This window comes from Flavobacterium sp. 316 (assembly GCF_000967805.1).
GTDB lineage: Bacteria > Bacteroidota > Bacteroidia > Flavobacteriales > Flavobacteriaceae > Flavobacterium > Flavobacterium sediminilitoris.
In genome coordinates this window covers 1-26,051 of record NZ_JYGZ01000008.1, presented here as the reverse complement: position 1 = coordinate 26,051, position 26,051 = coordinate 1, and the positions used below count along the sequence as shown (strand labels likewise).

The following is a 26,051-nucleotide window of genomic DNA, read 5'->3' as shown; positions in this document are numbered from 1 at the left end:
TGTAAAAATGAGACTATATTTTTAAAGTCATAAAAGCGTCAAGAAATTGATGCTTTTTTATTTACTTAATTTTTTTATTAATAGTACAACATATAGTTGGTTTATACATTTGAATTATTATTTTTGTTGGTTAGAAATAAAATAAATAAATTTTGTATGAAAAATTTTGTATTCATAGTAATATGCTTTTATTCGTCATTCTTTTTATCTGCTCAAGAAAAAGAAATATTATTTACAATAGATAATCATCCATACTATACAAGCGAATTTTTAAGAGTTTATAATAAAAACTTAGATTTAGTTAAAGATGATTCTCAAAAAGATTTAGATAAATATTTAGAACTTTTTTTAGGATATAAATTAAAAGTAGAAAAAGCTTATAAATTAGGTTTACAAAACAATACAAAATATCAAAATGAATTAAATTCATATAGAACTCAATTAGCTAAAAACTATTTAAATGATTCTAAAGTAACTAATGCGTTAGTTGAAGAAGCATATGATAGAATAAAAAAAGAAGTTAGAGCGTCGCATATTTTAGTAATGGTAGATGAAAATGCTAAAGCAGAAGATACTTTAAAAGCATATAATAAAATAGTAGATATAAAAAAACGTATAGATAAAGGAGAAAATTTTGATGATTTAGCCTCACGTTTTTCTGAAGATCCTTCTGCAAAAGAAAATAAAGGAGATTTAGGATATTTTTCAGCATTTAGAATGGTATATCCGTTTGAAGTAGCAGCATATAAAACCTCAGTAGGAAAAACATCAAATCCATTTAGAACTCGTTTTGGATATCATATTTTAAAAGTAACTGATAAAAGAGAGAATAGAGGAGAAGTTACAGTGTCTCATATAATGATTATGAAACCAGCTACGCCTAATGCTGAATTAGAATTGAAAGCAAAACAAACAATAGAAGATATCTATAAAAAAATTAAACAAGGGGAAAGTTTTGAGAGCTTGGCAAATCAATTCTCAGAAGATAAATCTAGTGCAGCAAAAGGAGGTCTTTTACAACGATTTGGAACAGGACAATTAACCTCAATTGAATTTGAAAATATAGCCTTTGGACTAAAAGATAAGAATCAAATTTCTGAACCATTTCAATCACAATTCGGATGGCATATCGTTAAACTAATAGAAAAACATCCAGTGCAATCATTGGAAGAAATGCGATATGAGTTAGAAAATAAAGTAAAAAGAGATGAACGTTCATTATTAATTACAAATTCATTAGCAAAAAAAGTTAGAGCTAAATATTCATTTGAGAAAAACGATAATGTTTTAACTGCAATAAAATCAATTATAACAAACGATTACTACAATGAAAAATGGGAAATTCCACAAGATAAAAAAGGAATTGAAGGAGAAATAGCTGTTATAAATGGTGATGGAAAATTATATACTCCAGATTTTGTGAAATATATTCTTAATCAACAAAAAAATGGAATTAAAACAAAACCAATTTCAAAATTAATAGATGAACTTTTTGAAAAATGGATGGATGAAAAATTGATAGAGTATTACGATAATAACTTAGAAAAAGAATTTGTAGAATTTAAATATGTTATGGACGAATATAGAGACGGTCTGTTGCTATTTGATTTAATGGAAAAAGAAATATGGACGAAAGCAAAAACGGATACAACAGGATTATTTAAGTTCCATAAAGAACATGAAAAAGATTATATGTGGAAGAAAAGATTAGATGTAGATTTATTGTCTTCTACAGATGAAAAAATAATCAAAAAAGCAAAATCTTATTTGAAAAAAGGAAAAACATTAGAATACATTAAAGAAAAATTGAATACAGAGGAAAAAGTAAATGTAATGGTGAAATCGGGAGAATTTGAAGAAGATTACGATGTTTTATCAGCATTTAATGTAAAATCTAAAGGAATAACTTCAGTTGTTTCAAAAGATGGTTATTACTTTGTGGCGAATGTAAAAGAAGTAAAAGAGCCTCAGCCAAAAGAATTTAATGAATGTAAAGGAAAATTAATAGGCGATTATCAACAATATTTAGAGAGTAATTGGGTTAATGAATTAAAGAAAGAATTTTCCGTTCAAGTAAATCAAGATGTATTTAATAATATAAAAGGACAATTAGAAAAATAATGAAACTATTTCAAATAATCATATTAGTTGTACTAACCACTTCTTGCGAATATTTTAAAACGCCAAAAGAACCCGAAGCAATAGCCAGAGTTGGAAATGATTATTTGTATAAGGAAGATATCTTAAATTTAATACCAAAAGAAACATCTAAAAACGATAGTATTGCTATTATTAAAGCTTATATAGATAGATGGGCAACACAAAAACTATTATATAAAGGAGCTGAAATTAATTTAAGTAAAGATAAAACAGTAGAATTTGATGCTTTAATTCAGCAATATAAAGTAGACTTATACACAAAAGCATATATTGAAGAATTAGTAATTAGAAAAATAGATACTATAATTACAGAAGAAGAGATAAAACAATACTATGAAAAGAATAAAGATTTTTTTAAAAATTCATCAGAGTTAGTGAAACTTCGCTATATTAATTTAGTTAAAGAAAATCCAAAATTTGAAAAAATTAAAGCAAAGTTTACTTCCTTTGCTTCCAAAGATAAAAAAGAGCTAGAAGAATTATCAATACAATTTAAAAGTTATGCCTTTAATGATTCTGTTTGGGTAGATGTTAATCAAATATATGAGAAATTACCATTCATAAATCTTGAAAATAAACAACAATATTTATCAGATGGAATTAATTATCAATATCCAGATTCGTCAACAGTATGGTTGGTAAAAGTAAAACAAGTACTGCCAAAAAATAGTACAGCACCATTACAATTTTTAAGACCAACAATAAAACAAGTTATAATAAACAATAGAAAACTAGAATTAATAAATACAATAGAAAAGGAAATTACAAATGATGCTATCAAAAATAATAAATATGAGATTTATAAATAAAAAATCAATACTAGCACTTTTTTTGCTTTCAGGAACAGTAATAATGGCACAAGCAAAAAAAGAAAAGGTTGATGGAGTAGTTGGTGTTGTGGGAGATTATGTTATTCTTGATTCAGACATAGATTTAGAATACATTCAATTAAAAGCGCAAGGAGTAGATATAAAAGAAATTACCCGTTGCGAATTATTTGGAAAACAATTAGAAGACAAGTTGTACGCACATCAAGCCATTCAAGACAGTATTATTGTGTCAGATGAAGAAGTAAACGGATTCATGAATGAGCAAATGGATGCAATGGTAGAACAAGTAGGATCAATAGATAAAGTACTTAAATTCTATAGAAAGAAAAATTTAGATGAGTTTAGAGCTTACTTTTTTGATATAATCAAAAACAATAAGCTAACAGACCAAATGAGAAAGAAAATCATTGATGGTATCGAAATTACACCAGAAGAAGTTCGCAATTTCTTTAAAGAAATTCCAGAAGACGAAATTCCACTTTTTGGTGCAGAAGTAGAAGTATCACAAATCGTTGTTAAACCAGTAGTTTCAGAAGAAGAAAAACAAAAAGTAATTGACAGACTAAAAAAACTTCGTCAAGAAGTATTAGATGGAGAAAGCAGCTTTTTTAGTAGAGCAGTTTTGTATACAGAAGACGTAGCATCTAGTTCAAATGGTGGTTTTTATAAAATAAACCGTAAAACATCATTTGTAAAAGAATTCAAAGACGTAGCATTTACACTAGGAGAAGGAGAAATTTCAGAACCATTTGAAACTATTTTTGGATATCATATTATTATGGTTGAAAAAATAAAAGGACAAGATATAGAGCTAAGGCACATATTAATGAGTCCAAAAGTTACTCCAGAAGCGTTAAAAGAAGCAAAAGAAAAAGTGGAATTAATACGTTCTAAAATAACAAGCGGAACTATAACATTTCAAGAAGCGGCAAAGACCTTCTCTGATGAAAAAGAAACAAAAAATAACGGTGGTGTTTTGTTAAACCCAAGAACATTAGAACCACGTTTTGAATTGACAAAAATGGACCCATCATTGTACGGACAAGTTTCAGAATTAAAAGATGGAGAAGTTTCTCTACCAATACTTTCAGAAGAAAGAGGAATAGGTAAATTCTATAAATTAATTACAGTAAACAATAGAATAGGCGAACACAAAGCAGATTTTGCCCAAGATTATTTAAAAATTAAAGAATTAGCACTTCGTGATAAGCAAATTAAAGCTATTGCAAAATGGGCAGAAGAGAAAATAGAAGAAACATATATTAAAATAGGAGACGATTACAGAGACTGCGATTTTACTAATAACTGGTTAAAAAAGTAATCTTTTTTTTAAACAATAATTAAAAGCGAATGGCTTAGGTAAATTCTTAAATGTATTTCCTGCCATTCGCTTTTATCTTTTATTTCTTCAAAATAAAAGGATATCACTACTGTCAGGGCTAAATAGTTATTGTCTTTCTTTTTTGTAAGTATTTTTTATTACTTTAGTAACTTGTAAAATTAAACTTAAAAACACAAAAATAAATATGTCAGATGTAGCAGCTATTCAGCAATTGGTACAAAAACAAAAAGCATTAAAACAAGAAATTGCAAAAGTTATTGTAGGACAAGATGAAGTAATAAATCAAATTGTGTTAAGTGTTTTTGCTGGCGGACATGCATTGTTAATAGGAGTTCCAGGATTGGCAAAAACATTAATGGTAAATACCATTTCAAAAGCATTAGGACTAAACTTTAAACGCATTCAGTTTACACCCGATTTAATGCCATCAGATATATTAGGAAGTGAGATTTTAGATGAAAATCGTCAATTTAAATTCATAAAAGGACCTGTCTTCTCAAATATTATCTTGGCAGATGAAATAAACAGAACACCACCTAAAACACAGGCTGCTTTGCTAGAAGCAATGCAAGAAAGATCAGTAACCGTAGCAGGACATAATTACAAATTAGAATTACCGTATTTCGTTTTAGCAACACAAAACCCTATTGAACAAGAAGGAACATATCCTTTGCCAGAAGCGCAGTTAGATCGTTTTATGTTCGCAATAAAATTAGAATATCCTTCTTTTCAAGAAGAAGTAGATGTTGTAAAAGCAACTACTTCCGATTTTAAACCTGTAGTAAATTCATTATTCACGGCACAAGAAATTACCGATTTTCAAAACGTAATTCGTAAAATTCCAGTAGCAGATAATGTTATAGAATATGCCGTAACCTTAGTTAGTAAAACCAGACCAGATAATCCATTAACAAACGACTTTGTTAAAACTTATATCGATTGGGGAGCAGGACCAAGAGCGTCTCAAAACCTTATTTTAGCAGCAAAAACACAAGCTGCCCTAAAAGGGAAGTTTTCACCAGATATAGAAGATGTTCAATCAGTAGCAACAGGTATTTTACTTCATCGTATTGTAAAAAATTACAAAGCAGATGCAGAAGGAATAAGTGAAGAAGAAATTATTAAAAAATTGTTTTAATTAAATGATGAATAAGTTCGCTTTTCTAATTTTTCTGTTTTAGTATGCTTTTAAAGAGATGGTTAGAATTTATTCATTTATAAATTTTATTATCAAAAAGGATTAGGTTATATTGGGGCGACTGAAAAAGGAAAGTTGATTTCATGTATTACTCCAGAAAAATTTTAATTGTTTACTGTTGTCAATAGTAAATTTCACATCATCTGTTTAGCTTTATAAATAATTTTATGAAAAAAAATCTAGTATTATTTTTAGTATTTACATTTGGCTTGTTTTTTGGACAAAATAAAAATCATTCAGAAAAATTTAAAACTCTTGAACCAGATGTTTGGTTAAATATTTGGGATAAAGAAAATTCAGATAAATCCATTAAAATTGACACACTTTTTTACGATGAAATTCCAAAATATCTAGAATTTAGAGGAACAGTTGTGGAAGCATTAAGATGGAATGATGCTTTAGGAGAAAATATACTCATTCAAACAGTAACAGGTCATTTTAATTGGAAAGATTATGATGAGAATTTAACAGATTTTATGTTACAAGACAAATCCGAACTTTTTGCATATCTATTTCGAAAAAAAAGATCAGAAAATGAATTCAGTCGAGTTTGGAAACTATATGATTACAATAAATGTTACGGAGTAGATTGGTTTACAGGTTTTATTCCAAAAGCAACAACAATTACGGATATTGATAAAGATGGAATATCTGAAATTACTTTACCTTATGTTTTAATTTGTCGAGGTGGAATGGATCCAGGAGAAATGAAAATTATAATGTATGAAGATAATGTAAAATATGCTTTGAGAGGAACAACCATGCTTATGTGTAAAAGTAAAGAGCACTATGGAGGAGAATTTGAACCAAGTGATAATTTAAAAAAGGAAAGTACTCTATATGATTTTCTTAAAAAGCGTTGGGAAACTCATAAATGCGAAAATGATAGGTTTTATTAGAAACAATTAGTAAAAACAGCAATTATCCGCAATCTTATTTTATTCCAAAAACATGTTGTTTATGTTCTATACTTAAAAACACCTAGCTTTGGTTTAATAAATAGTTTAAAAACACCTACTTAATTTTATTTTCTAGCTCTTTGTCGTAAAAAAACAAAAACATACTTCCCATCATGTCTTCGTCGGTAATTGAAGTATTGTCTACATCTAAAACCAATTCATAATCATGGTTATTATATAACCAAACACCTTCGATTGAACTAAATGGTTCTACATTTTGTAATCCAATTTTATTTTTATAATTGGTTATTTCACTCTTAAAAATGTTCTTATTCAAAGTTTTATCATGCAAAGCAATAGATGTTGCGAAAGGATGAACATGAATAGCAGAATAATGCAATCGTAAGCTATCCTTTAGTTGTAACTGTTCATTAATAGAACTTCTATATGTGTTTTTTCCTTTAGGAATAATCCAATGACCTGATAACATGTTTCCCATATTGTCAGTATAACTATGGTATTTTGGATCCACAGGAATACATTGATTGCTTCCAGAAGTTAATGTTTTATAAGGTGTTTCTTTATTATAAGGTAGTTGAATGTAAACAGTTCTACTCATTAAAGGCTTTTGAGTACCATCGTATTTTTCATGAGTAATAGAAACTTCATGTTTTATTTTCTTAAAAATAGATTTATAATTATGATTTAAAGCTTGGGAAGTAATATGTAAGAAATCGTTTCCCATTATAGGAATGCCATAACCCTTTGGAAAATTAGAATGAATAAAACCATTTGATAAAGAAATTAATCTTGGATATTGTTTACCAATACGATCTTCTAAGTTCCAGTGAGAGTAATAGTTAGCATCATTTAAATTAACATTCATGTGGCAAATAAAATCATTTGATATCTTTTCATTTGATTTTGCATCAATAGCTTTTATATCAAAACCTGTAATCCAAATTAAATCATTCTCTTGGCTTAATTGTATATAACGAGATGCACTAGGTCCTTCCATAGATTTATAAATGTCATCAACTAAAAACGTTGGAGAAAGCATCTTATAATCTTGCGAAGTATTGTTTATTTCCCATTCATTACTAACTAATCCAAGCTTGTGAAGTAATGTAGTCTTTACTGCTGCTTTTTTCTTTTTGGATAACTGATAGTATCCAATTCCTGAACTAAAAGTAATAATTAGGAAAATAACTCCTAAATTTTTATATATCTTTGATTTTCTCATTAATTATATTTTCATCATAAACAAAAATAGCAAATTATATAATGAATGATAATAGTAAACAAAGAATTTTTGGATTAGACTTAATGAGAGCCATTGCAATAACAATGGTTTTATGTTCACATATACTTTGGATATATCCTTCAAAAAACAGATTTATTTCTAATATATTTGAAATGTTTGGACTTTGGGGTGTAGAAATCTTTTTTGTATTAAGTGGATTTTTAATTGGAGGAATTCTTTATAAAACATACACAAGCACTAACTTTAGTATAGATGAAGTTTTTATATTTTTAAAGAGAAGATGGTTTAGAACGTTGCCAAATTATTACCTAGTTTTAATAATTAATATTGTTGTTGCTACTTATATTGGTTATGAAATGGAATCTTTGTGGCGATATTTCTTTTTTTTACAGAATTTTAGCTCTACGATGTTACCTTTTTTTCCAGAGTCATGGAGTTTGTCTGTAGAAGAATTTACTTATTTACTTGTGCCAATTGTGCTTTTTTATTCGTTGAAAATTAAAGTAAAAAACAAGTCAATTCGATTTCTATCTGTAATTATAATACTAATACTATTCTTCTTAATAACAAAAATAGTATATGCAGTAACAACAGATAATTCAAGTATGACACAATGGAATCTTTCTTTAAAATCGGTTGTTATATATAGAATAGATGCGATTTTGATAGGTTTCTTAATGTTTTGGATATCGTATAATTATAAGTCTTTTTGGGAAAAACATAATAAATTATTCTTCTTAATAGGATGTGCTTTAATGGGATTTATTTTTCTTGGAATAGGAACGTTAAGAATTTTAATAGATACAAATCCATATTTTTGGAACATATTCTATTTACCATTAAATTCAATATGTTTTGCAATGTTTTTACCTGTTTTGTCCCAATGGAAAATATCAAAAAGTATATATGTAAAACCAGTTCAGTTTATTAGCCTAATATCATATTCAATATATTTAATTCATTATTGTATTATTATGCAATTAATGAAACATTGGATTGATACCTCTTCTTTTTCTAATATACAACTTCATATGTTTACAATAGTTTATTTATTAGTAACCATAACAGCAAGCTTTTTATTGTATAAATTCTATGAAAAACCAATGATAAATCTAAGGGAAAATAAAATTTAACTTATTTTTTAGTTTTTATCTTTTTAGTCTTTTTCTTTAAAATTTGAGAATTTGATAAAATTTAATTTCTAAATTAAGAATTGTTTAATAAAAGGAGCTAAAAGACTGTTTTAATGAATAATTTTCAGTAAAATAGAATGTTTTTAAATAATATTTCTCAGAAAACATGCTTTTATTAAAAATTTTTAAATCTCGTTAAGATTACTTAAATTTGTACCACTTTAAAACTAATCACAAAATAAATTATAATAGTATGGCTTTCGATATAGAAATGATTGAAAAAGTGTATGCAACTATGGCGGAACGTGTTGATAAAGCACGTGAGTTAGTAGGTCGTCCACTTACATTGTCTGAAAAGATTTTATATTCGCATTTGTGGGAGAAAACACCTTCACAAGCATTTACAAGAGGAAAAGACTATGTGGATTTTGCTCCAGATAGAGTAGCGTGTCAAGATGCAACAGCTCAAATGGCGTTATTACAGTTTATGCATGCAGGTAAAAAAACTGTAGCTGTGCCTACAACAGTGCATTGTGATCACTTGATCCAAGCAAAAGTAGGAGCAGATGCAGATTTAACACGCGCAAAGTCACAATCAAGTGAAGTTTTCGATTTTTTATCTTCAGTTTCTAATAAATATGGGATTGGATTTTGGAAGCCAGGTTCAGGAATTATTCATCAAATTGTTTTAGAAAATTATGCCTTTCCAGGTGGAATGATGATTGGTACCGATTCTCATACAGTTAATGCAGGAGGATTAGGAATGTTAGCTATTGGTGTTGGTGGTGCTGATGCTGTTGATGTAATGTCTGGAATGTCTTGGGAATTAAAGTTTCCAAAATTAATCGGAGTTAAATTAACAGGTAAATTAAATGGATGGACTGCTCCTAAAGACGTTATCTTAAAAGTAGCTGATATTCTTACTGTAAAAGGTGGAACTGGAGCTATTGTTGAATATTTTGGAGAAGGTGCAGAATCAATGTCATGTACTGGAAAAGGAACAATTTGTAACATGGGAGCAGAAATTGGAGCTACAACTTCAACTTTTGGATACGATGATTCAATGCGTAGATACTTAGCAGCAACAGATCGTCAAGATGTAGTAAATGCAGCAGATAAAGTAGCTGAATATTTAACAGCAGACAAAGAAGTATATGCTAATCCAGAACAGTATTTTGATCAATTAATTGAAATCAATTTATCGGAATTAGAACCACATATCAATGGTCCTTTTACACCAGATAGAGGTACTCCAGTTTCAAAAATGAAAGAGGAAGCAGCTGCTAATGGTTGGCCAGTAAAAGTGGAATGGGGATTAATAGGATCTTGTACAAACTCATCTTATGAAGATATGTCTCGTGCAGCTTCAATTGTAGAACAAGCAGTTGCTCATGGAATTTCTCCAAAAGCTGAATTTGGAATTAACCCAGGTTCAGAGCAAATTCGCTATACAATTGAAAGAGATGGAATTATTGCTACTTTCGAAAAAATGGGAACTAAAGTATTTACAAATGCTTGTGGGCCATGTATTGGACAGTGGGATAGAGAAGGAGCTGATAAAGAAGAAAAAAATACTATTGTTCACTCGTTTAATAGAAACTTCTCTAAACGTGCAGATGGTAACCCAAATACACATGCTTTTGTGACATCACCAGAAATGGTTGCTGCTTTAGCAATTTCAGGAAGATTAGATTTTAATCCTTTAACAGACGCTTTGTTAAATGATAAAGGAGAAGAAGTTAGGTTAAATCCTCCAAAAGGAGATGAGTTACCAAACAAAGGATTTGATGTAGAAGATGCAGGTTTTCAAGCACCAGCAGCCGATGGGTCATCTGTAGAAGTTGTAGTTTCTCCTACGTCGGAAAGACTACAGTTGTTGGAGCCTTTTAAACCATGGAATGGTGAAAATATTACAGGGGCTAAATTGTTAATAAAAGCATTTGGTAAATGTACAACAGATCATATTTCTATGGCAGGGCCATGGTTACGTTTCCGTGGACATTTAGATAATATTTCAAATAATATGTTGATTGGAGCAGTAAATGCATTCAATCAACAAACAAATAAAGTTAAGAATCAACTAACAGGCGATTATGATGCAGTTCCTGCTGTTGCAAGAGCATATAAAGCTGCTGGTGTTGATTCAATTGTTGTAGGAGATCATAATTACGGAGAAGGTTCTTCTCGTGAGCATGCAGCAATGGAGCCTCGTTTCTTAGGAGTTACTGCTGTTTTGGTAAAATCATTTGCACGTATTCATGAAACAAACCTTAAAAAACAAGGTATGTTAGGATTAACATTTGCTAACGAAGCAGATTATGATAGAATTCAAGAAGATGATACAGTTAACTTTTTAGACTTAACTTCTTTTGCACCAGGGAAACCTTTAACATTAGAATTTGTTCATGCTGATGGATCTAAAGATGTAATTTTGGCTAATCATACATATAATGAAGGGCAGATAGAATGGTTTAAAGCAGGTTCTGCATTAAACTTAATAGCTGCTGGAAAAGCTTATTTATAATAAATAATAAATATGAAAGCGCTCAATTGAGCGCTTTTTTGTTGAAATAAAGAATTAATAATTTATCTAATTTGTTGAATAGTAAAATAGCAATCTTCACTTGTTCCTAGAATGCTGACATTAAGTAAATCGCTTACAATATTAAATGTAATGTCGTCTCCAGCAGTCAATGAAACAAGTGTTTCTGAACTTCTAATAGGTGGTGTTACATTAATACTTAATACGCTAAGATTTGCATAACTGTTTTGAGAAACTACAGTTCCGTTTTTTACAATAGCAACACCAAAGTTTGTAGCCGCACCTACTGCTGAAGTTGATTTTATTTGTACTTTGATAGAATAAATTCCATTTTGTTTAGCAACAAAACTATTTGTAGTGGTATTGAACTCAGAGTTTACATCAAATTCGGCATTGTCAAAAGGGATTTTTACTTTGTTAGATATAAGATTTAAACTTACTGTAGAACTAGTAGAAAAAGAGCCTTTTATAGCAGATTTAAGGTAACTATTAACAATATTTTGGGAAGATATTCTTTTGAGGTTTCCTAAATTGTCTACCACTAAGACAGAATCTTTTGCTGCTGGTTCGTTAGTTGTTAATGGGATTGTTCTGACTCTAAATTCTCCATTTACATCTAATTCTTTTGTAGGTGATGATGTTCCTATTCCTACTTGAGCTAGTAAAGGAAAGTAGGTAAGGATTAAAATGAGTAGTATTTTTTTTTTCATAAAGTTGTTTGTTTTTTAAAATTATAATTGTTTGTTTTTGAGTTTATTATCAAAGATAATTACTGTTATAGTTAATATTTTACAACTATAATGTGTATTTTGTTAAAGTATTGAGATATTGTTATTTATGATTGTTTTATTAAAATGTTTAACTTTGAATAAATAAATTAAATATGAATTCACTTTGGTTTTTTGAAGATGTTAATCTATTCGGAATATTGTGCCCACATAATTTTAAAGAGTATAAAAAGACTCATCAGTTTAATGATTTCAATAAAAATGATTATGTTTATTTTGAAGATGACAGTGCGGATAAGATTTATTTAATTAGTTCAGGAAAAATCAAGATAGGTTACGTAACAGAAGAAGGGGATGAAATTATTTTAGCTATTTTGTCTAGAGGAGAAATTTTTGGAGAGAAAGCAATCTTAGGTGAAGATAAAAGAAATGAATTTGCACAAGCAATTGAAGATAACACTACTGTTTGTCCTATTACATCTGATTTAATGATAGAGTTATTAAGAGAAAATAGAGAATTCAGTTTGAAGATATATAAGTTTATTGGTTTTAGGTTTAAAAAACTAGAAAGAAGACTACAATTGTTGCTTTTTAAAGACACAAAAACTAGGCTTAAAGAATATGTAAAAGAAATGGCAGAAGATTTTGGGTATAAAAATCAAGTTTCTGGGGATATTGTGATAAAACATCCTTATACTCAAAAAGAAATTGCAGCATTAATAGGTACTTCTAGACCTACATTAAATATTTTACTTAATGAATTAAAAGAAGAAGAATATTTAAATTTTAATAGAAAGGAAATTATTCTAAGAAGTAGTTAGACTAAAAATAAAAGTTTCAAGAAATCCTTACTATTTTTTAATCTATAATTTGAATAATCGATTGTCGTTCTCTATTTATAATTAGTTTTGTTACATCAGGTCTGGAATAATGTCCAACACAATCAAAATTTTGTCTTTCCTCTAATACTTTTTGAAAATCTATATCGGCAATTATTAATCCTTCTTTATTGATAACAGGAGCAATAATCCATTCTCCATCTGGTCCGGCGATACAAGAGCCGCCATTTGCTAATACGTCAGGACAATTTTCAAGTATTTTGTTTAAATGAGGAGTATCTTCGGGAAAGTTTTCTTTTTTCATTAAACCAGATACAGAAACAACAAAAGAACGAGATTCTTTTGCAATGAATTTTGTAATATCAGCCGTGTTGTTCTCTGATCCTGGCCAAACAGCAATATGAAGATTTTCTCCCATTCCATACAAAGCAGTTCTAGCTAATGGCATCCAATTTTCCCAGCAATTCAGTCCGCCAACAGTAAAGTTTTTTAATTCATGTACTTGTAGTCCATTACCGTCACCCATTGCCCAAGTTAATCGTTCTTCAAATGTAGGTTGTAATTTTCGGTGTATAGATTTTATTTTTCCCAAAGAATTAATGTATACTAATGAACAATAAATGCTATGACCTCCACGATTTTTTGCACGCTCCATTAAACCTAGATAAATTGCGATTTTGTGTTTTTTGGCTAATTCGCATATATCATCTAATTCTCCAGTTTCTATTTGAATTGAGTTTTTTACATAATGTGCATAAATCTCTTTTTGTTGAGAATCATTAAAAGTAGACCCATTTGTAATGGAGAGCCAAAAAGGATAGCCAGGTAAAAAAGATTCTCCAAAAACAATTAGTTCACATTTGTTTTTACCTGCTTCTTCTATTGTATTTTTAATTTTTTCAATAGTTTTTTGCTTGTTTAACCAAACAGGTGAAATTTGTGCTATTGCAATTTTTAATTTGTTATTCTTCTCCATTTTTAGTTAGATTTTAAAAGTGAAAATACTATTTGTAAAGTAAAACTATTAAAAAGAAAGAAATGTTAGTCATCTAACATTGTCTTGAAAAGAATAATTATAAGTTTGTTTTAATATTTGATTAATAAATGAATAGTTTATAATAGCAGAACTTGACATTTACTATGTTGAAAATTTTAGTTATCAAACACTTAACATTTTTAAAAGTAGTAGAAAATTAACCGATTATTAACTATAAAAAAAGCGCGCTCAATAATCTATTGAGCGCGCTTTTGATTTAAATATTTGTATCTACTAATAGTAAGTATATCTTCTTACTTTAGAAATATATTTAGCTAATCTTATTACTTGGTGACTATAACCATATTCATTGTCATACCATACATACATAACAATGTTTTTTCCATCTGCGGAAACAATTGTAGCATTGCTATCATAAATTGATGGAGCAGGTGTGCCTACTATATCAGAAGAAACTAATTCATTATTTAATGAATATTTAATTTGCTCAACAAGATTTCCTTCAAGAGCATATTTTTTCATAATATTATTTAACTCATCAACAGAAGTTTCTTTGTTAACTTCTAAGTTTAAAACTACTAATGATCCATTTGGAACAGGAACACGGATAGCATTTGAAGTTAGTTTTCCAGCTAAATTAGGTAGTGCTTTTGCAACTGCGCTTCCAGCTCCAGTTTCTGTGATTACCATGTTTAAAGCTGCTGAACGACCTCTTCTATATTTTTTGTGCATATTATCAACCAAATTTTGGTCATTAGTATATGCGTGTATTGTTTCAATATGTCCTTTAACAACTCCTAAAGTATCTTCAACCACTTTTAAAATAGGAGTAATAGCATTTGTAGTACAAGAAGCTGCAGAGTAAATATTAGTTTCGTCAGGATTAAATTCTTTATGATTTACTCCATAAACAATATTTGGAACTCCTTTTCCTGGAGCAGTTAATAATACTTTCTTAACTCCTTTAGAAACTAAATGACGTTGTAGTGCTTCTTCTGTTGTGAAAGCACCTGTATTGTCGATCACTAAAGCATCTTCAATACCATATTGTGTATAATCAATTTCTTCTGGAGAGTTTGCTGTAATAAGATGAACAGTTGTTCCGTTAACAATTAAAGCGCTATTTTCTGGGTCAGCTTGAACAGAACCTTCGAAATCTCCATGAACAGAGTCATAGCGTAATAATGAAGCTCTTTTTTCTATTAAAGTTGCATCATTTTTATCACGAGTAACAATTGCTCTTAATCGTAACTGTTGTCCTTTTCCTATTTTGCTCATCATTTCACGAGCTAATAATCGGCCAATACGACCAAAACCATAAAGAACAACATCTTTAGGTTTAATTTCATGATAGTCTTTTGCATTCTTTAATTTATCGATTACAAAAGCTTTAGCATCATTATATTTGTCATCTTCTAAATGATATTCATAAGTAAGTTTTCCAATATCAATTTTTGATGGTGGTAAATCTAAGCTATTAATGGCTTCAGCAATTTCTACTGAATCAAAAACATTAATTGGTTTTCCAACAAATTCACCAGCATATTCATGTAAGTTTATGATGTCGCTAACATTTCTATCAATTAGTTGATTTCTAAATAAAACTAACTCGATAGACTTGTCGTACCATAAATCACTAATAATCTTAATGAACTCTACACATGCTTTTCTTCTATCAGCTTGAAAAGCAAGTTCTTTCTCGTATAAATTGTTATTACTCATGAAGTAAAAAATATAATTGTGTTGTTTTGAAAAATTTATACAAAAATATAGTTTTCAAACGTTTTCGTGAAATTTTTTGTGATTTTTGTGAATAAAAAAACCAGTCCGTATTTAGACTGGTTTAGTATTATATTTTTAAAATTAAAAAATAGCCTGAATGAGTTGTCCTTTTTTCGTAATGATTCTATATTGAGATTTAGGACTTTTTTTACTTTTTAAGTAGCGAGTTAATTTTTCAATGTCGTCTACTTTTCTTCCATCTACACTTAGAATAATACTACCTTCTAATTCTGTTGCATAGTCTATAATTTCTTCATTATTAACCGATTTTATTTTAACACCTGAATCTATCTTGAATTGTTTTTTATCGTTTGAAGAAATATCTTCAAATTCAACTCCGTTAAATTCATAAATTAAAAGCTCTTTTTTTGTAAGTTTAACAGGAATCGTTTTTTCATTACCATCTCTAATTACGGTTACATTTACAACTTCGTCTGGACGTTTTGTATTGATATATGACGTTAATTCAGAGAAATTTTTTATCTTAATGTTGTCAATTTCGATTATAATATCACCTTTTTTAATTCCAGCTTCGTAAGCACCAGATTTTTTAGTAACTTCATTTACATGTACTCCTTGTATGAATTTAATGCCTAGTTCATCTGCTATTTTTGTATTTAAATCACCTCCATTTATACCTAATACACCTCTTTGAACATTACCAAACTGCATTAAATCTTCAATAATTTTTCTAGTAATATTTGAAGGAACAGCAAAAGAATATCCTGTATAACTTCCAGTAGGAGAGGAAATCATAGTGTTAATTCCTATAAGCTCACCACGAGTGTTTACTAAAGCACCACCACTATTTCCAGGATTTACAGCAGCATCAGTTTGAATAAATGATTGTAATCCTTCATTGCTTAAGTCACGTGCTTTTGCAGATATGATTCCTGCTGTTACAGTTGATGTTAAATTATATGGATTACCAACAGCAAGAACCCATTCGCCTACTTTAACACTTTCGGAATCTCCAAATATAATATAAGGTAACTTTTCGTCAGCATCAATTTTAATTAATGCAATATCCATTTTAGAATCGGTACCAATTAGTTTTGCTTTGTAGCTTTTGTTGTTATTTAAAGTAACTTCAAGTTCGCTCGCATTATCAATTACGTGATTATTAGTAACAATATAGCCATCTTCGGAAATGATAACTCCTGAGCCTGTTCCTACTTGCATTTGTCTTTCAGTTCCTCCTCTCATTCCGAAAATAAACTCTAATGGATCTCTATAAATGCGTTGATTTGTCATGTTTTTTACGTGTACAACACTATGAATGGTGCTTTCCGCAGCATCAGTAAAATTAATATTTTCAGAACCTAGGCTAACATTTCTTGCGTAGTTTGGCGCTACAGTTATTGTTGATCCATTTTTAGGTTCAATAAAAAATTTATATGCGCCTAATGTAATGGCACCACTTAATAATGATACTAAAAATATACTTCCTAATCTTTTCATAATAATTTAATAATTTATTTTCATTGTAAAGTTAAATACAAAAAATTAACAAAAAATCAGTTTAACGCTCGCTTAACAATGTTTAACATCTTTTTAATAATTGAAGCTGGAAAATTAAAATATTTTGAAGATTATAGAATTGTATCTTATAATCTTATTTTATCTTTGTTCTAATTAAAAAAAGGAACATGAGTCTTATATTTTACAAATATCAAGGAACAGGAAATGATTTTGTTATGATTGATAACCGTCAAAGTACATTTCCCAAAAATAATACCAAACTTGTTGCAAAATTATGTGATAGAAAATTTGGCATAGGTGCTGACGGACTTATTTTGTTAGAGAATCATGATAAGTATGATTTTAAAATGGTCTATTATAATGCAGATGGGAATGAAAGTAGTATGTGTGGTAATGGTGGTAGATGTTTAGTCGCATTTGCGAAACAATTAGATATTGTGAAAGATGAAGCAACATTTGAAGCTATTGATGGTTACCATTATGCAACAATTAGTAGTGATAATATAGTATCATTACAAATGAAAGATGTGTCAAATGTGACATTAAATGAAGGATATATTTTTTTAGATACAGGTTCTCCACATCATGTTGAATTGGTTGAAAATCTAGAAAATTTTGATGTTAAGAATATTGGTGCTAAAATTCGTTATTCTGATTTATATGGTAAAGAGGGAAGTAATATTAATTTTGTGAAACAAATTGACAGTGACAAATTTGCAGTTCGTACCTATGAAAGAGGAGTAGAGGATGAAACTTTATCATGCGGAACAGGTGTAACTGCTGTAGCAATAGGAATGTATAAAACTCAAAAAACCAACTCTAATAATGTAAAACTTCAGGTTGAAGGAGGAGATTTAGAGGTTCGTTTTAAAGAAGAGAATGGAAAATTTACAAACGTATTTCTTATAGGACCTGCTATTCTTGTTTTTAAAGGAACTATTGAAGTTTAAATGTAATTTAAGTTAAAATAATTGGTAACATTAAAAGGAAATACAATTCATTTAAGAGCTCTTGAACCAGAAGATTTAGAGTTTGTCTATGTAATAGAGAATGATGAATCTATCTGGGAAATTAGTAATACGCAAGTGCCTTATAGTCGTTTTTTAATTCGACAATATTTAGAAAATGCTCATCAAGATATTTATGAAGCAAAACAACTTCGTTTGGTAGTTTGTTTAAACGATACTACTAGTGCAATTGGATTAATTGACTTATTTGATTTTGATCCCAAAAATAATCGTGCAGGAATTGGAATTTTAATTCAGAATATTGAGAACAGATCAAAAGGAATAGGTACTGAAGCATTAGCGTTATTAATTGATTATTCATTTAAGCAATTGCAATTACATCAGCTTTATGCAAATATTGGAATTGAAAATGAACATAGTCTGCAACTTTTTTCTAAATTTGGGTTTGAAAAAATAGGAATAAAAAAAGACTGGAATAAAGTGAATGGAATTTATCACGACGAGCTAATATTTCAGTTAATTAATAATCAATAAATCGATAAAATTGAATTTAAAAAGAATCATTGCTTTTGTAGCAATAATAGGAATAGTAGTTGCTGCAATAGTATCATATTATGTTTATAATAAAGCATTTGTACCAAATACGAAATTTTCAGAAGAAGAAGTATATGTTTATATTCCTACAAATGCTAATTATGAAGAGGTTAAAGAACTATTAAGTCCATATTTAAAAGATAGTAATAATTTCGATTTTGTAGCAACAAATAGAAAATACGCTCAAAATATAAAAGCAGGTAAATTTTTGTTAAAAGAAGGAATGACAAATTTTGATATTATAAGAGCGTTACGTTATAATATTCCTGTGAAAGTAGCTTTTAATAATCAAGAAAGTATTGGGAAATTGGCACAACGATTAGCTTCTCAAACTGAACCAGATAGTCTCGCTTTTATACAAGCTTTTACGAATCCAGATTTTTTAGCTGAAAATGAATTTTCTGAAGAGAATATTTTGGCTATGTTCATCCCTAATACATACGAATTTTATTGGAATACATCAGCAACAAAAGTAGCAGATAAAATGGCAAAGGAGTATAGAAAATTTTGGAATAATGAAAGAAAATTGAAAGCATTGAACCATGATTTAACACCTATTGAAGTTTCAGTTTTGGCTTCAATTGTACATAAAGAAACAGCTAAAGTAAGTGAAAGACCAAGGGTTGCAGGTGTTTATTTAAATAGATTAACAACAGGAATGCCATTACAAGCAGATCCAACTATTATTTATGCTATTAAAAGTAAAACAGGCGATTTTGATCAAGTTATAAAAAGAGTATTATATGATGATTTAAAAATAATATCTCCATATAATACTTATATAAATTTAGGTTTGCCACCAGGACCAATTGCAATGCCTGATATTTCAGCTATAGATGCTGTTTTAAACGCTGAAAAACACGATTATTTATATTTTTGTGCTAGTCCAGATAATCCAGGATATCATGCATTTGCATCAAATTATACCCAACATCAAGTTAATGCAAGAAAATATAGTGAATGGGTAAATAAACTTGGAATTAATAGATAATGTTCAAACATATTATGTGATTTTATGTCCTAATTAGATATAAAATTTTAGAACTATATTTTTTCTAAAGGGTTAATTTTAAAGGGCTGAAACATGATGAAAATTGTTTTTAGAAAAGTTTAACACCTTGCAAATCAATATTATAAAATTTTACGTATCTTTGCCCTCGCAAATTTCAGTGAAGTGACAGTTCCTGAGAAATGGTAATTTATGGTAAGAAAAGGTTCATATTTTTTAGGATTGACCATCCTAGTAGTATTAGTTTCATCAGGATTCAATTCTTTTGAAACTGAAAAAGTAGAAGGATTTCATCTAGGGGAAAACGAAATAGTTTCCTATCACGTAAGAAGTGAAAATGAGGATGAAATCGAAACTGAAACAGTAAATAAAGAGATTGCTGTTCCTTATGTGGGAAAAACTTTTGTAGGCTTTAAACAAGCACTAGCATTTAAAGAATCTCGAGGTATTCTAACAATGGTTAATCCTTATGGATACATGGGAAGATACCAATTTGGAAAGAGTACATTGCGCTCTGTTGGAATTTATGATTTTCAAGAATTTTTAAGAAACGCTGATTGGCAAGATAAAGCTTTTAAAGCTTTATTAGCTAAAAATAAGTGGGAGTTAAGAAAGGAAATTGAAAAATATTGCGGTAGAGTAATTAACGGAGTAAAGATTACAGAATCAGGATTATTAGCAGCTGCACATTTAGGTGGAGCAGGATCAGTAAAAAAATACCTGAGAAGTAATGGAAGAAACGGATTCAAAGATGGTTTTGGAACTTCATTAAGAAGTTACATTAAGAAATTTGGAGGATATGACGTTTCTCATATCCCAGCAAATAGAAATGCAAAAGTTAAATTAAGTTAATATTTTACATTTTGTGAATAATAAAAATGCAAGGTCGCTTATGTAAGTCGACCTTGTCTTTTTTCCACTCTTTTATAGTTTTAGTTTTAATATATTCTGTAGGTAAAGTAATATCACAAGCAATGCATAAATGTGTAGAAGGCTGTAATATTTGAATTAAATCTTCTAGTAATTTATTGTTCCTATAAGGAGTTTCTATAAATAATTGCGATTGATTTCTTTCTTGTGATAAACGCTCAAAATGTTTAAGCTCATTCTTCTTCTCATGGGCATCAATAGGTAAATATCCGTTAAAAGCAAAACTTTGTCCATTCATGCCACTTGCCATTAAGGCTAGCAAAATAGAACTAGGGCCAACTAATGGTACTACTTGAATACCTTTTTCATGGGCTAATTTTACAATTACTGCTCCAGGATCGGCAATACCTGGACATCCAGACTCACTTAATAAACCGATGCTTTTACCATTTAATAAAGGTTTGATAAAATCATAGTGCTCAGCTATTTCAGTATGCTTATTCAAAACAGAAATATTTAATTCTGGTTGTTTTTTCTCAGGATGAATACTTTTTATAAACCTACGGGCTGTTTTTTCATTTTCAACAATATAATAATCAATAAAATCAATAGCTCTTTTTATAGTATGAGGTAAAACATCCTCAGGAACTACAGTTGTTTCACCAGGATTAGACAATGTACAAGGAATTAAGTATAGTTTGCCAAAAGAAGTGTTCATCGATTATTTGTTTAATTTTTGCAAAAATACAAAAAAAGTCCCACCGAAGCAGGACTAAAGATTTTCATCTACGGCATATAGCCTTATTGTGATAAGATTAAAGATTAGAAATTTTAATCTGTTGTAAATGTAGATATATATTCTTATATTTGCAAATATAAAAAAGGAGGTGCTGTGAACACCTCCAATCTTATTGTAATTTCTGAGTTTGTAGTGAAATGTTGATGAGACATTGCTACTTCTTTTCAACACGTTATATGTTTGACGGTCTTAAAATTACAAAAGCAAGATGTGTCCATGTTAGGATTTTGAACTAGCTAATGAGACTAATTTAAAATAATCTTACTTAATCAAAGCACCTTTTTTTGGTGCTTCTGTTTTTTAATCAAATCACAACTGCATAAACGGTATACATAAATATTATATATTTGGATTATGTATAAACTGTATTACATAAATAAATACTATATAATACAAATGTAGAAAAATATTTCTAAATTTGAATAAAAAATATTTTTTTTTTGATTTGAATAATTTGGATGTCTGAAAAAAAATGAAGTAGGATGATAAATTGAGTTTTTTCTTTTTTTAATAAAAATAAAAAAGCTTCACCGAGGCGAAGCTAAAGATTTCTCTACTCCGCCGTGGCGGATTATTGTGATAAGATTAAAGATTAGAAATTTTAATCTGTTACAAATATAAAGAAAAACTTTTTTAATTGGTTTATGGTTTTCCGTAATGTTGTTAATTTTCTTTTCTTTATTTTTAGGAATTGTTAAAAGTGTAGAATTATGACAAAAATATTAGGATTAGATTTAGGGACTAACTCGATTGGTTGGGCGATTAGAGATATAAATAAAGAGGGTAATCAAATTATTGATACTAATGTTATTGTGTTTCCGCAAGGTGTTGGTGAAGAAAAAGGAGTGGAGTTTTCTTTAGCATCAGAAAGAACAAAACATAGAGCTTCAAGAAAATTATATAAAAGAAGGAAGAAAAGAAAGACTGATTTATTAAAGTTATTAATAGAAAATGGTTTTTGCCCTTTGACAAATGATGAATTGCTTGTTTGGTCAGTTTACAAAAAAGGGCAAGAGATGAAATATCCAACTGAGAATTTTGAATTTTCAGAATGGTTAAAAATTAATCCTTATGAAGTGAGAGCAAAAGCAGTTCATAATTTTATTTCTAAATTAGAGTTAGGAAGAGCTTTGTATCACATGTGTCAAAGGAGAGGATTTAAAAGCGGTAGAAAAGATGTTGATGCAGGTAAGGATTTGGAACAATATAAAAAGGAACAAGTAATTTTAGAGGAAAATGGCTTTAAGACACTTGGTGAATATTATTATGACTTATTGCTTAATGACAAAAAAGTTAGAAAAACTAAATTTAATGCTGATGACCAAGAAGTAAATTCTTCAAGAATAAGTTATGTTGAAGAGTTTAATTTTTTAATGAAAAGTCAAAATATTAACAAAGAATTATCTGATGCTTTTTTTGATGCTATCTTTTTTCAAAGACCTTTAAAATCCCAAAAAGGAGCAGTTGGGAAATGTACTTTGGAAAAAGCAAAAGCTCGTTGCCCTATAAGTCATCCATTGTTTGAAGAATTTAGAATGTATCAATATTTAAATTCAATCAAAGTAAAAGAGAAGAAAAGTGATCAGTATATTTTTCTTTCTGAATATCCTGAATACTACAAAATTGCAGAAGATAAATTTTATAGAGTAAGTGCTAAAAACTTTAAATTTTCGGATATTTCAAAAAGTATAAATACTGTAGCAAAGAAGAATAATTTATTTTTTGAATTCAATTATAACGATAAATATCCTATTGTTGGAAGTCCAATCATGAGTAGATTTATTGAAGTTTTTGATGCACACGATTGGGAAGAATGTAAAACCATAATCCAATTAAAATATATAAAAAAAGATACTAAAACGATTGATGAATTAATAGATGAGCTTTGGCATACTTTATTTTTTGCAGGAGATTTTGTAAATGATATAACTTCTGATAAAGTAATAAGTTTTATAAAAGAGAGATTTGCTATTACTGATGAAAAAGCTAGTTATTATGAAAAAACAAATTTAAAACAAGGTTATTCATCTTTAAGTAAGAAAGCAATTGGAAAAATTCTTCCTTATTTAAAGGATAAAATTATTTATCCTTATGCCGTGTTTTTTGCCAATATTGATACTATTATTGGTCCGAAAAAATGGGAGGAAAATAAGCAATTTATTCAAGATACTATTATTGACATCATTTCAGGATATAAGGATGAAATTTTAAAAATTGATATTGTAAATGGTTTAGTAGGTGATTTTATTAAAGAATATGATAATTCAAATTATGATTATATTTTAGACGAAACGGATAAGAGGAATGTTGTAGAAAAAATAAAAGTTTTTTATGGGAAATATCTTTGGGATAAAATGTCTGATACAGAAAAAGAAACTATTCAAAAAGAAATTGAAATTATTTTTCAAGAGCAACTTCAAAAAAGAAGAATAGGAAGTTATTATTTGTCAAAACCAAGAATTGATGAAATAATTAAAGATTTTTTAATACAAGAATTTAAAATCACCAAAGAACAAGCAGATAAATTATACCATCCTTCAGCCATGGATGCTTATCCACAAAGTCAAGACGGATTTTTAGGCTTACCTTTTACCAATTCTATAAAAAATCCAATGGCAATGCGAACCTTGTTTTATTTGCGAAAATTAGTAAACAGCTTATTAAAAGAAAAGAAAATTGCTCCTGATACAGAAATTATTATTGAACTAGCAAGAGAGTTGAATGATAAGAATAAGCGACTCGCAATTGAAAGATGGCAACGTGAAAGGGAAAACGAAAATAAAAAATATAGAACATTATTAGAAGAGTTTGCAAAAGACACTCATTCTGTTGTTACAGAAACAGATATTGTAAAGTATAGATTGTGGATTGAACAGGATAAAAAGTGTTTATATACCGATTTAGCTATCAATATAGAAGAACTTTTGGGGTCCAACCCAAAGTTTGATATAGAACATACATTTCCAAGAAGTAAATCTTTTGATAATTCACTCGTTAATAAAACTTTAGCTGAAAAATCTTTTAATCAAATAAAAGCCAATAGAATTCCACAAGAGTTAGAAGACAAATACAAGCTCAATTTTATTAATAATACCAAACACTGGAGAGAAAATATTGAAGCACTTGAAGAAAAAATAGAACAACAAAAATATTTTTCAAAGGTTGCAAGTACAATTGAACAAAAGAATAGAGCAATACAACAAAAACATTATTTCAAATTAGAATTAGATTATTGGAAGCAAAAATTATATCGATTTACTGCTACAGAAATAAAACCTAATTTCAAAAATAGCCAATTGGTTGATACAGGTATAATTACAAAATATTCTGAGTTGTTTTTAAAATCATTGTTTCAACGCGTTTTTCCTGCAAAAGGAACTATGGTAGCAGATATTAGGAAATCATGGGGTTTAGAAGAAAAAGACAGGAATTTCCATTACCATCATGCAATTGATGCAGTAGTTTTAAGTTGTATGGACAAAAGTATTCGTGATGGATTAGCTACAGCATTTAAAGAATCTGAAGAAAATCGTTATCAAGATAAATTTAAAATTAAAAAACCTTGGAAAACATTTACTGAAGATGTAAATAAGTTAAAAAGCGATATAATTGTAGTTCATGATCACAAAGATATAATTGAAAAACAAACAGTTAAAAAATTACGTAAACGTAATAAAATTCAATACGATAAATTAGGAAATATAATTTATGGAAAAGGACAAGGCATAAGAGCTTCATTACATAAAGATACTTTTTATGGAAAAATTGAAAGAGAAAATGAAAACAAGGAAAAAGAGTTTTGGTTTGTATTGCGTAAACCAGTTAATGCTGCTTTTACAGATGCTGATGTTGATAAAATTGTAGATGAAGGCATAAAAGCTAGAATTTTAAAATACGGATTAAAAAACATACGAACTGAAGAAGGGTTTATTAAATTACCATGTGAAAAAGACGAAAAAGGTAATGAAATAAAAGAAATGCTAATTAAGAAAATTAGAGTAAAAACAAGAAATAGTGATTTGCCAAAAATAAAATCTCAAAGCCATAAATCACAAGGAAATCGTAAAGAGCACAAAGAATATTACTATGCAACTTTAGAAAATATTTTTGCAATGGCAATTTATGAAATAGTTGATGATAAAGGTAAAAGAATTCAAAAGCATAAGACTATTTCAGCATTTGATTTAGCAAAATACAATCAAGGAAAGTCTAAATTAGAAATCCCAGTCGAGAAAAATGTTAAGATTGAGAGTAAAAAAGAAACTATTCTTATTCCATTGTCAAAAGTTTTACGTGTAAATCAAATGGCATTATTTTATGAAAATTCACCAGAAGAATTAAAGAAACTTTTAAAAAAAGATTTAAATAAAAGGCTATTTAAAATAACACAATTTGAGAGTGATGGTAGAATTCAATTACGGCATCATGCACAAGGAGGAGCTGATAAAGATTTAAAAAAAGAATCATCTTTAGATTTTAATACGACAGCACAGAAACTAAGAATTAGTTTGAGTAATGTAAAAGCCATTTTTGAGGGAAAAGATTTTATTTTACATCCATCAGGAAAAATTGATTTTTTAATTTGATTAAAGATTAGAAAACACGATATTTTGGT

General features: G+C 28.7%; 19 protein-coding genes. 13 read left to right on the top strand and 6 right to left on the bottom strand.

What is annotated here, in order from left to right:
• Nucleotides 1–156 precede the first annotated feature (156 nt).
• The 5 genes from SY27_RS16750 to SY27_RS16730 all read left to right on the top strand — a co-directional run bounded on the left by SY27_RS16750 (nucleotide 157) and on the right by SY27_RS16730 (nucleotide 6,429).
• Nucleotides 157–2,121 carry a peptidylprolyl isomerase gene (locus SY27_RS16750; protein WP_045972529.1) on the top strand — a complete coding sequence of 655 codons (1,965 nt, stop codon included), beginning with the start codon at nucleotides 157–159 and terminating at the stop codon, nucleotides 2,119–2,121.
• Nucleotides 2,121–2,969 (top strand): hypothetical protein, encoded by an 849-nt coding sequence (locus SY27_RS18930; protein ID WP_045972527.1) that lies wholly within the window; start codon nucleotides 2,121–2,123, stop codon nucleotides 2,967–2,969. The genes SY27_RS16750 and SY27_RS18930 overlap by 1 nt, the downstream gene beginning before the upstream one ends.
• On the top strand, nucleotides 2,953–4,311 hold the full coding sequence (locus SY27_RS16740; protein WP_045972819.1) for a peptidylprolyl isomerase: 1,359 nt from the start codon (nucleotides 2,953–2,955) through the stop codon (nucleotides 4,309–4,311). The genes SY27_RS18930 and SY27_RS16740 overlap by 17 nt, the downstream gene beginning before the upstream one ends.
• Nucleotides 4,312–4,516: 205 nt before the next feature.
• Nucleotides 4,517–5,470 carry a MoxR family ATPase gene (locus tag SY27_RS16735; protein ID WP_045972525.1) on the top strand — a complete coding sequence of 318 codons (954 nt, stop codon included), beginning with the start codon at nucleotides 4,517–4,519 and terminating at the stop codon, nucleotides 5,468–5,470.
• A 227-nt stretch (nucleotides 5,471–5,697) separates the two neighbouring features.
• Complete coding sequence (locus SY27_RS16730) at nucleotides 5,698–6,429, top strand: M949_RS01915 family surface polysaccharide biosynthesis protein (protein ID WP_052705403.1); 732 nt, start codon at nucleotides 5,698–5,700, stop codon at nucleotides 6,427–6,429.
• 115 nt (nucleotides 6,430–6,544) lie between these two features.
• Here the strand turns inward: SY27_RS16730 and SY27_RS16725 are convergent, their stop codons facing one another.
• Nucleotides 6,545–7,672, bottom strand: coding sequence for a hypothetical protein (locus tag SY27_RS16725; RefSeq protein ID WP_045972523.1), 1,128 nt, complete (start codon nucleotides 7,670–7,672; stop codon nucleotides 6,545–6,547).
• A gap of 41 nt (nucleotides 7,673–7,713) precedes the next feature.
• Here SY27_RS16725 and SY27_RS16720 point away from each other — a divergent pair, with 41 nt between their 5' ends.
• Entirely contained in the window at nucleotides 7,714–8,826 is a 1,113-nt protein-coding gene (locus SY27_RS16720; RefSeq protein ID WP_045972521.1) for an acyltransferase, read from the top strand.
• Nucleotides 8,827–9,079: 253 nt separating this feature from the next.
• Nucleotides 9,080–11,350, top strand: coding sequence for an aconitate hydratase (locus SY27_RS16715; RefSeq protein ID WP_045972519.1), 2,271 nt, complete (start codon nucleotides 9,080–9,082; stop codon nucleotides 11,348–11,350).
• Between the two features lie 62 nt (nucleotides 11,351–11,412).
• Here SY27_RS16715 and SY27_RS16710 read toward each other — a convergent pair whose 3' ends face one another.
• The gene (locus tag SY27_RS16710) at nucleotides 11,413–12,078 is read right to left on the bottom strand and encodes a hypothetical protein (RefSeq protein WP_045972517.1); all 666 of its coding nucleotides are present in this window, start codon (nucleotides 12,076–12,078) and stop codon (nucleotides 11,413–11,415) included.
• Between the two features lie 173 nt (nucleotides 12,079–12,251).
• On the opposite strand from SY27_RS16710, the gene SY27_RS16705 reads away from it, so the two are divergent.
• Complete coding sequence (locus tag SY27_RS16705; protein WP_045972515.1) at nucleotides 12,252–12,917, top strand: Crp/Fnr family transcriptional regulator; 666 nt, start codon at nucleotides 12,252–12,254, stop codon at nucleotides 12,915–12,917.
• Between the two features lie 37 nt (nucleotides 12,918–12,954).
• Here SY27_RS16705 and SY27_RS16700 read toward each other — a convergent pair whose 3' ends face one another.
• The 3 genes from SY27_RS16700 to SY27_RS16690 form a co-directional block, all read right to left on the bottom strand.
• On the bottom strand, nucleotides 12,955–13,911 hold the full coding sequence (locus tag SY27_RS16700) for a carbon-nitrogen hydrolase family protein (protein ID WP_045972513.1): 957 nt from the start codon (nucleotides 13,909–13,911) through the stop codon (nucleotides 12,955–12,957).
• Nucleotides 13,912–14,205: 294 nt separating this feature from the next.
• Nucleotides 14,206–15,654: a glyceraldehyde-3-phosphate dehydrogenase gene (locus SY27_RS16695; protein WP_045972512.1), complete on the bottom strand. Its 1,449-nt coding sequence runs from the start codon at nucleotides 15,652–15,654 to the stop codon at nucleotides 14,206–14,208.
• A 141-nt stretch (nucleotides 15,655–15,795) separates the two neighbouring features.
• Nucleotides 15,796–17,175: a Do family serine endopeptidase gene (locus SY27_RS16690; protein WP_045972509.1), complete on the bottom strand. Its 1,380-nt coding sequence runs from the start codon at nucleotides 17,173–17,175 to the stop codon at nucleotides 15,796–15,798.
• 188 nt (nucleotides 17,176–17,363) lie between these two features.
• Between SY27_RS16690 and dapF the strand changes: the two genes are divergently transcribed.
• From dapF to SY27_RS16670, 4 genes are all read left to right on the top strand, one after another.
• Complete coding sequence (gene dapF / locus SY27_RS16685; protein WP_045972507.1) at nucleotides 17,364–18,146, top strand: diaminopimelate epimerase; 783 nt, start codon at nucleotides 17,364–17,366, stop codon at nucleotides 18,144–18,146.
• Between the two features lie 21 nt (nucleotides 18,147–18,167).
• A complete protein-coding gene (locus SY27_RS16680; protein WP_045972506.1) occupies nucleotides 18,168–18,698 on the top strand; it encodes a GNAT family N-acetyltransferase in 531 nt (176 codons plus the stop codon).
• 10 nt (nucleotides 18,699–18,708) lie between these two features.
• Nucleotides 18,709–19,749, top strand: coding sequence for an endolytic transglycosylase MltG (gene mltG / locus SY27_RS16675; protein ID WP_045972505.1), 1,041 nt, complete (start codon nucleotides 18,709–18,711; stop codon nucleotides 19,747–19,749).
• 210 nt (nucleotides 19,750–19,959) lie between these two features.
• Nucleotides 19,960–20,619, top strand: a complete 660-nt coding sequence (locus tag SY27_RS16670) for a hypothetical protein (protein WP_045972503.1) — start codon at nucleotides 19,960–19,962, stop codon at nucleotides 20,617–20,619.
• A gap of 4 nt (nucleotides 20,620–20,623) precedes the next feature.
• Here SY27_RS16670 and SY27_RS16665 read toward each other — a convergent pair whose 3' ends face one another.
• Nucleotides 20,624–21,355: an SAM-dependent methyltransferase gene (locus SY27_RS16665; RefSeq protein ID WP_045972501.1), complete on the bottom strand. Its 732-nt coding sequence runs from the start codon at nucleotides 21,353–21,355 to the stop codon at nucleotides 20,624–20,626.
• Nucleotides 21,356–22,146: 791 nt separating this feature from the next.
• Between SY27_RS16665 and cas9 the strand changes: the two genes are divergently transcribed.
• Entirely contained in the window at nucleotides 22,147–26,022 is a 3,876-nt protein-coding gene (cas9, locus tag SY27_RS16660) for a type II CRISPR RNA-guided endonuclease Cas9 (RefSeq protein ID WP_045972499.1), read from the top strand.
• The last annotated feature ends 29 nt before the right edge of the window (nucleotides 26,023–26,051 follow it).

Excerpts from the sequence above, each read along its gene's own strand:
- SY27_RS16750 (WP_045972529.1), top strand. The coding sequence starts at position 157 with ATGAAAAATTTTGTATTCATAGTAATATGCTTTTATTCGTCATTCTTT.
- SY27_RS18930 (WP_045972527.1), top strand. The coding sequence starts at position 2,121 with ATGAAACTATTTCAAATAATCATATTAGTTGTACTAACCACTTCTTGC.
- SY27_RS16740 (WP_045972819.1), top strand. The coding sequence starts at position 2,953 with ATGAGATTTATAAATAAAAAATCAATACTAGCACTTTTTTTGCTTTCA.
- SY27_RS16735 (WP_045972525.1), top strand. The coding sequence starts at position 4,517 with ATGTCAGATGTAGCAGCTATTCAGCAATTGGTACAAAAACAAAAAGCA.
- SY27_RS16730 (WP_052705403.1), top strand. The coding sequence starts at position 5,698 with ATGAAAAAAAATCTAGTATTATTTTTAGTATTTACATTTGGCTTGTTT.
- SY27_RS16725 (WP_045972523.1), bottom strand. The coding sequence starts at position 7,672 with ATGAGAAAATCAAAGATATATAAAAATTTAGGAGTTATTTTCCTAATT.
- SY27_RS16720 (WP_045972521.1), top strand. The coding sequence starts at position 7,714 with ATGAATGATAATAGTAAACAAAGAATTTTTGGATTAGACTTAATGAGA.
- SY27_RS16715 (WP_045972519.1), top strand. The coding sequence starts at position 9,080 with ATGGCTTTCGATATAGAAATGATTGAAAAAGTGTATGCAACTATGGCG.
- SY27_RS16710 (WP_045972517.1), bottom strand. The coding sequence starts at position 12,078 with ATGAAAAAAAAAATACTACTCATTTTAATCCTTACCTACTTTCCTTTA.
- SY27_RS16705 (WP_045972515.1), top strand. The coding sequence starts at position 12,252 with ATGAATTCACTTTGGTTTTTTGAAGATGTTAATCTATTCGGAATATTG.
- SY27_RS16700 (WP_045972513.1), bottom strand. The coding sequence starts at position 13,911 with ATGGAGAAGAATAACAAATTAAAAATTGCAATAGCACAAATTTCACCT.
- SY27_RS16695 (WP_045972512.1), bottom strand. The coding sequence starts at position 15,654 with ATGAGTAATAACAATTTATACGAGAAAGAACTTGCTTTTCAAGCTGAT.
- SY27_RS16690 (WP_045972509.1), bottom strand. The coding sequence starts at position 17,175 with ATGAAAAGATTAGGAAGTATATTTTTAGTATCATTATTAAGTGGTGCC.
- dapF (WP_045972507.1), top strand. The coding sequence starts at position 17,364 with ATGAGTCTTATATTTTACAAATATCAAGGAACAGGAAATGATTTTGTT.
- SY27_RS16670 (WP_045972503.1), top strand. The coding sequence starts at position 19,960 with ATGGTAAGAAAAGGTTCATATTTTTTAGGATTGACCATCCTAGTAGTA.
- SY27_RS16665 (WP_045972501.1), bottom strand. The coding sequence starts at position 21,355 with ATGAACACTTCTTTTGGCAAACTATACTTAATTCCTTGTACATTGTCT.
- cas9 (WP_045972499.1), top strand. The coding sequence starts at position 22,147 with ATGACAAAAATATTAGGATTAGATTTAGGGACTAACTCGATTGGTTGG.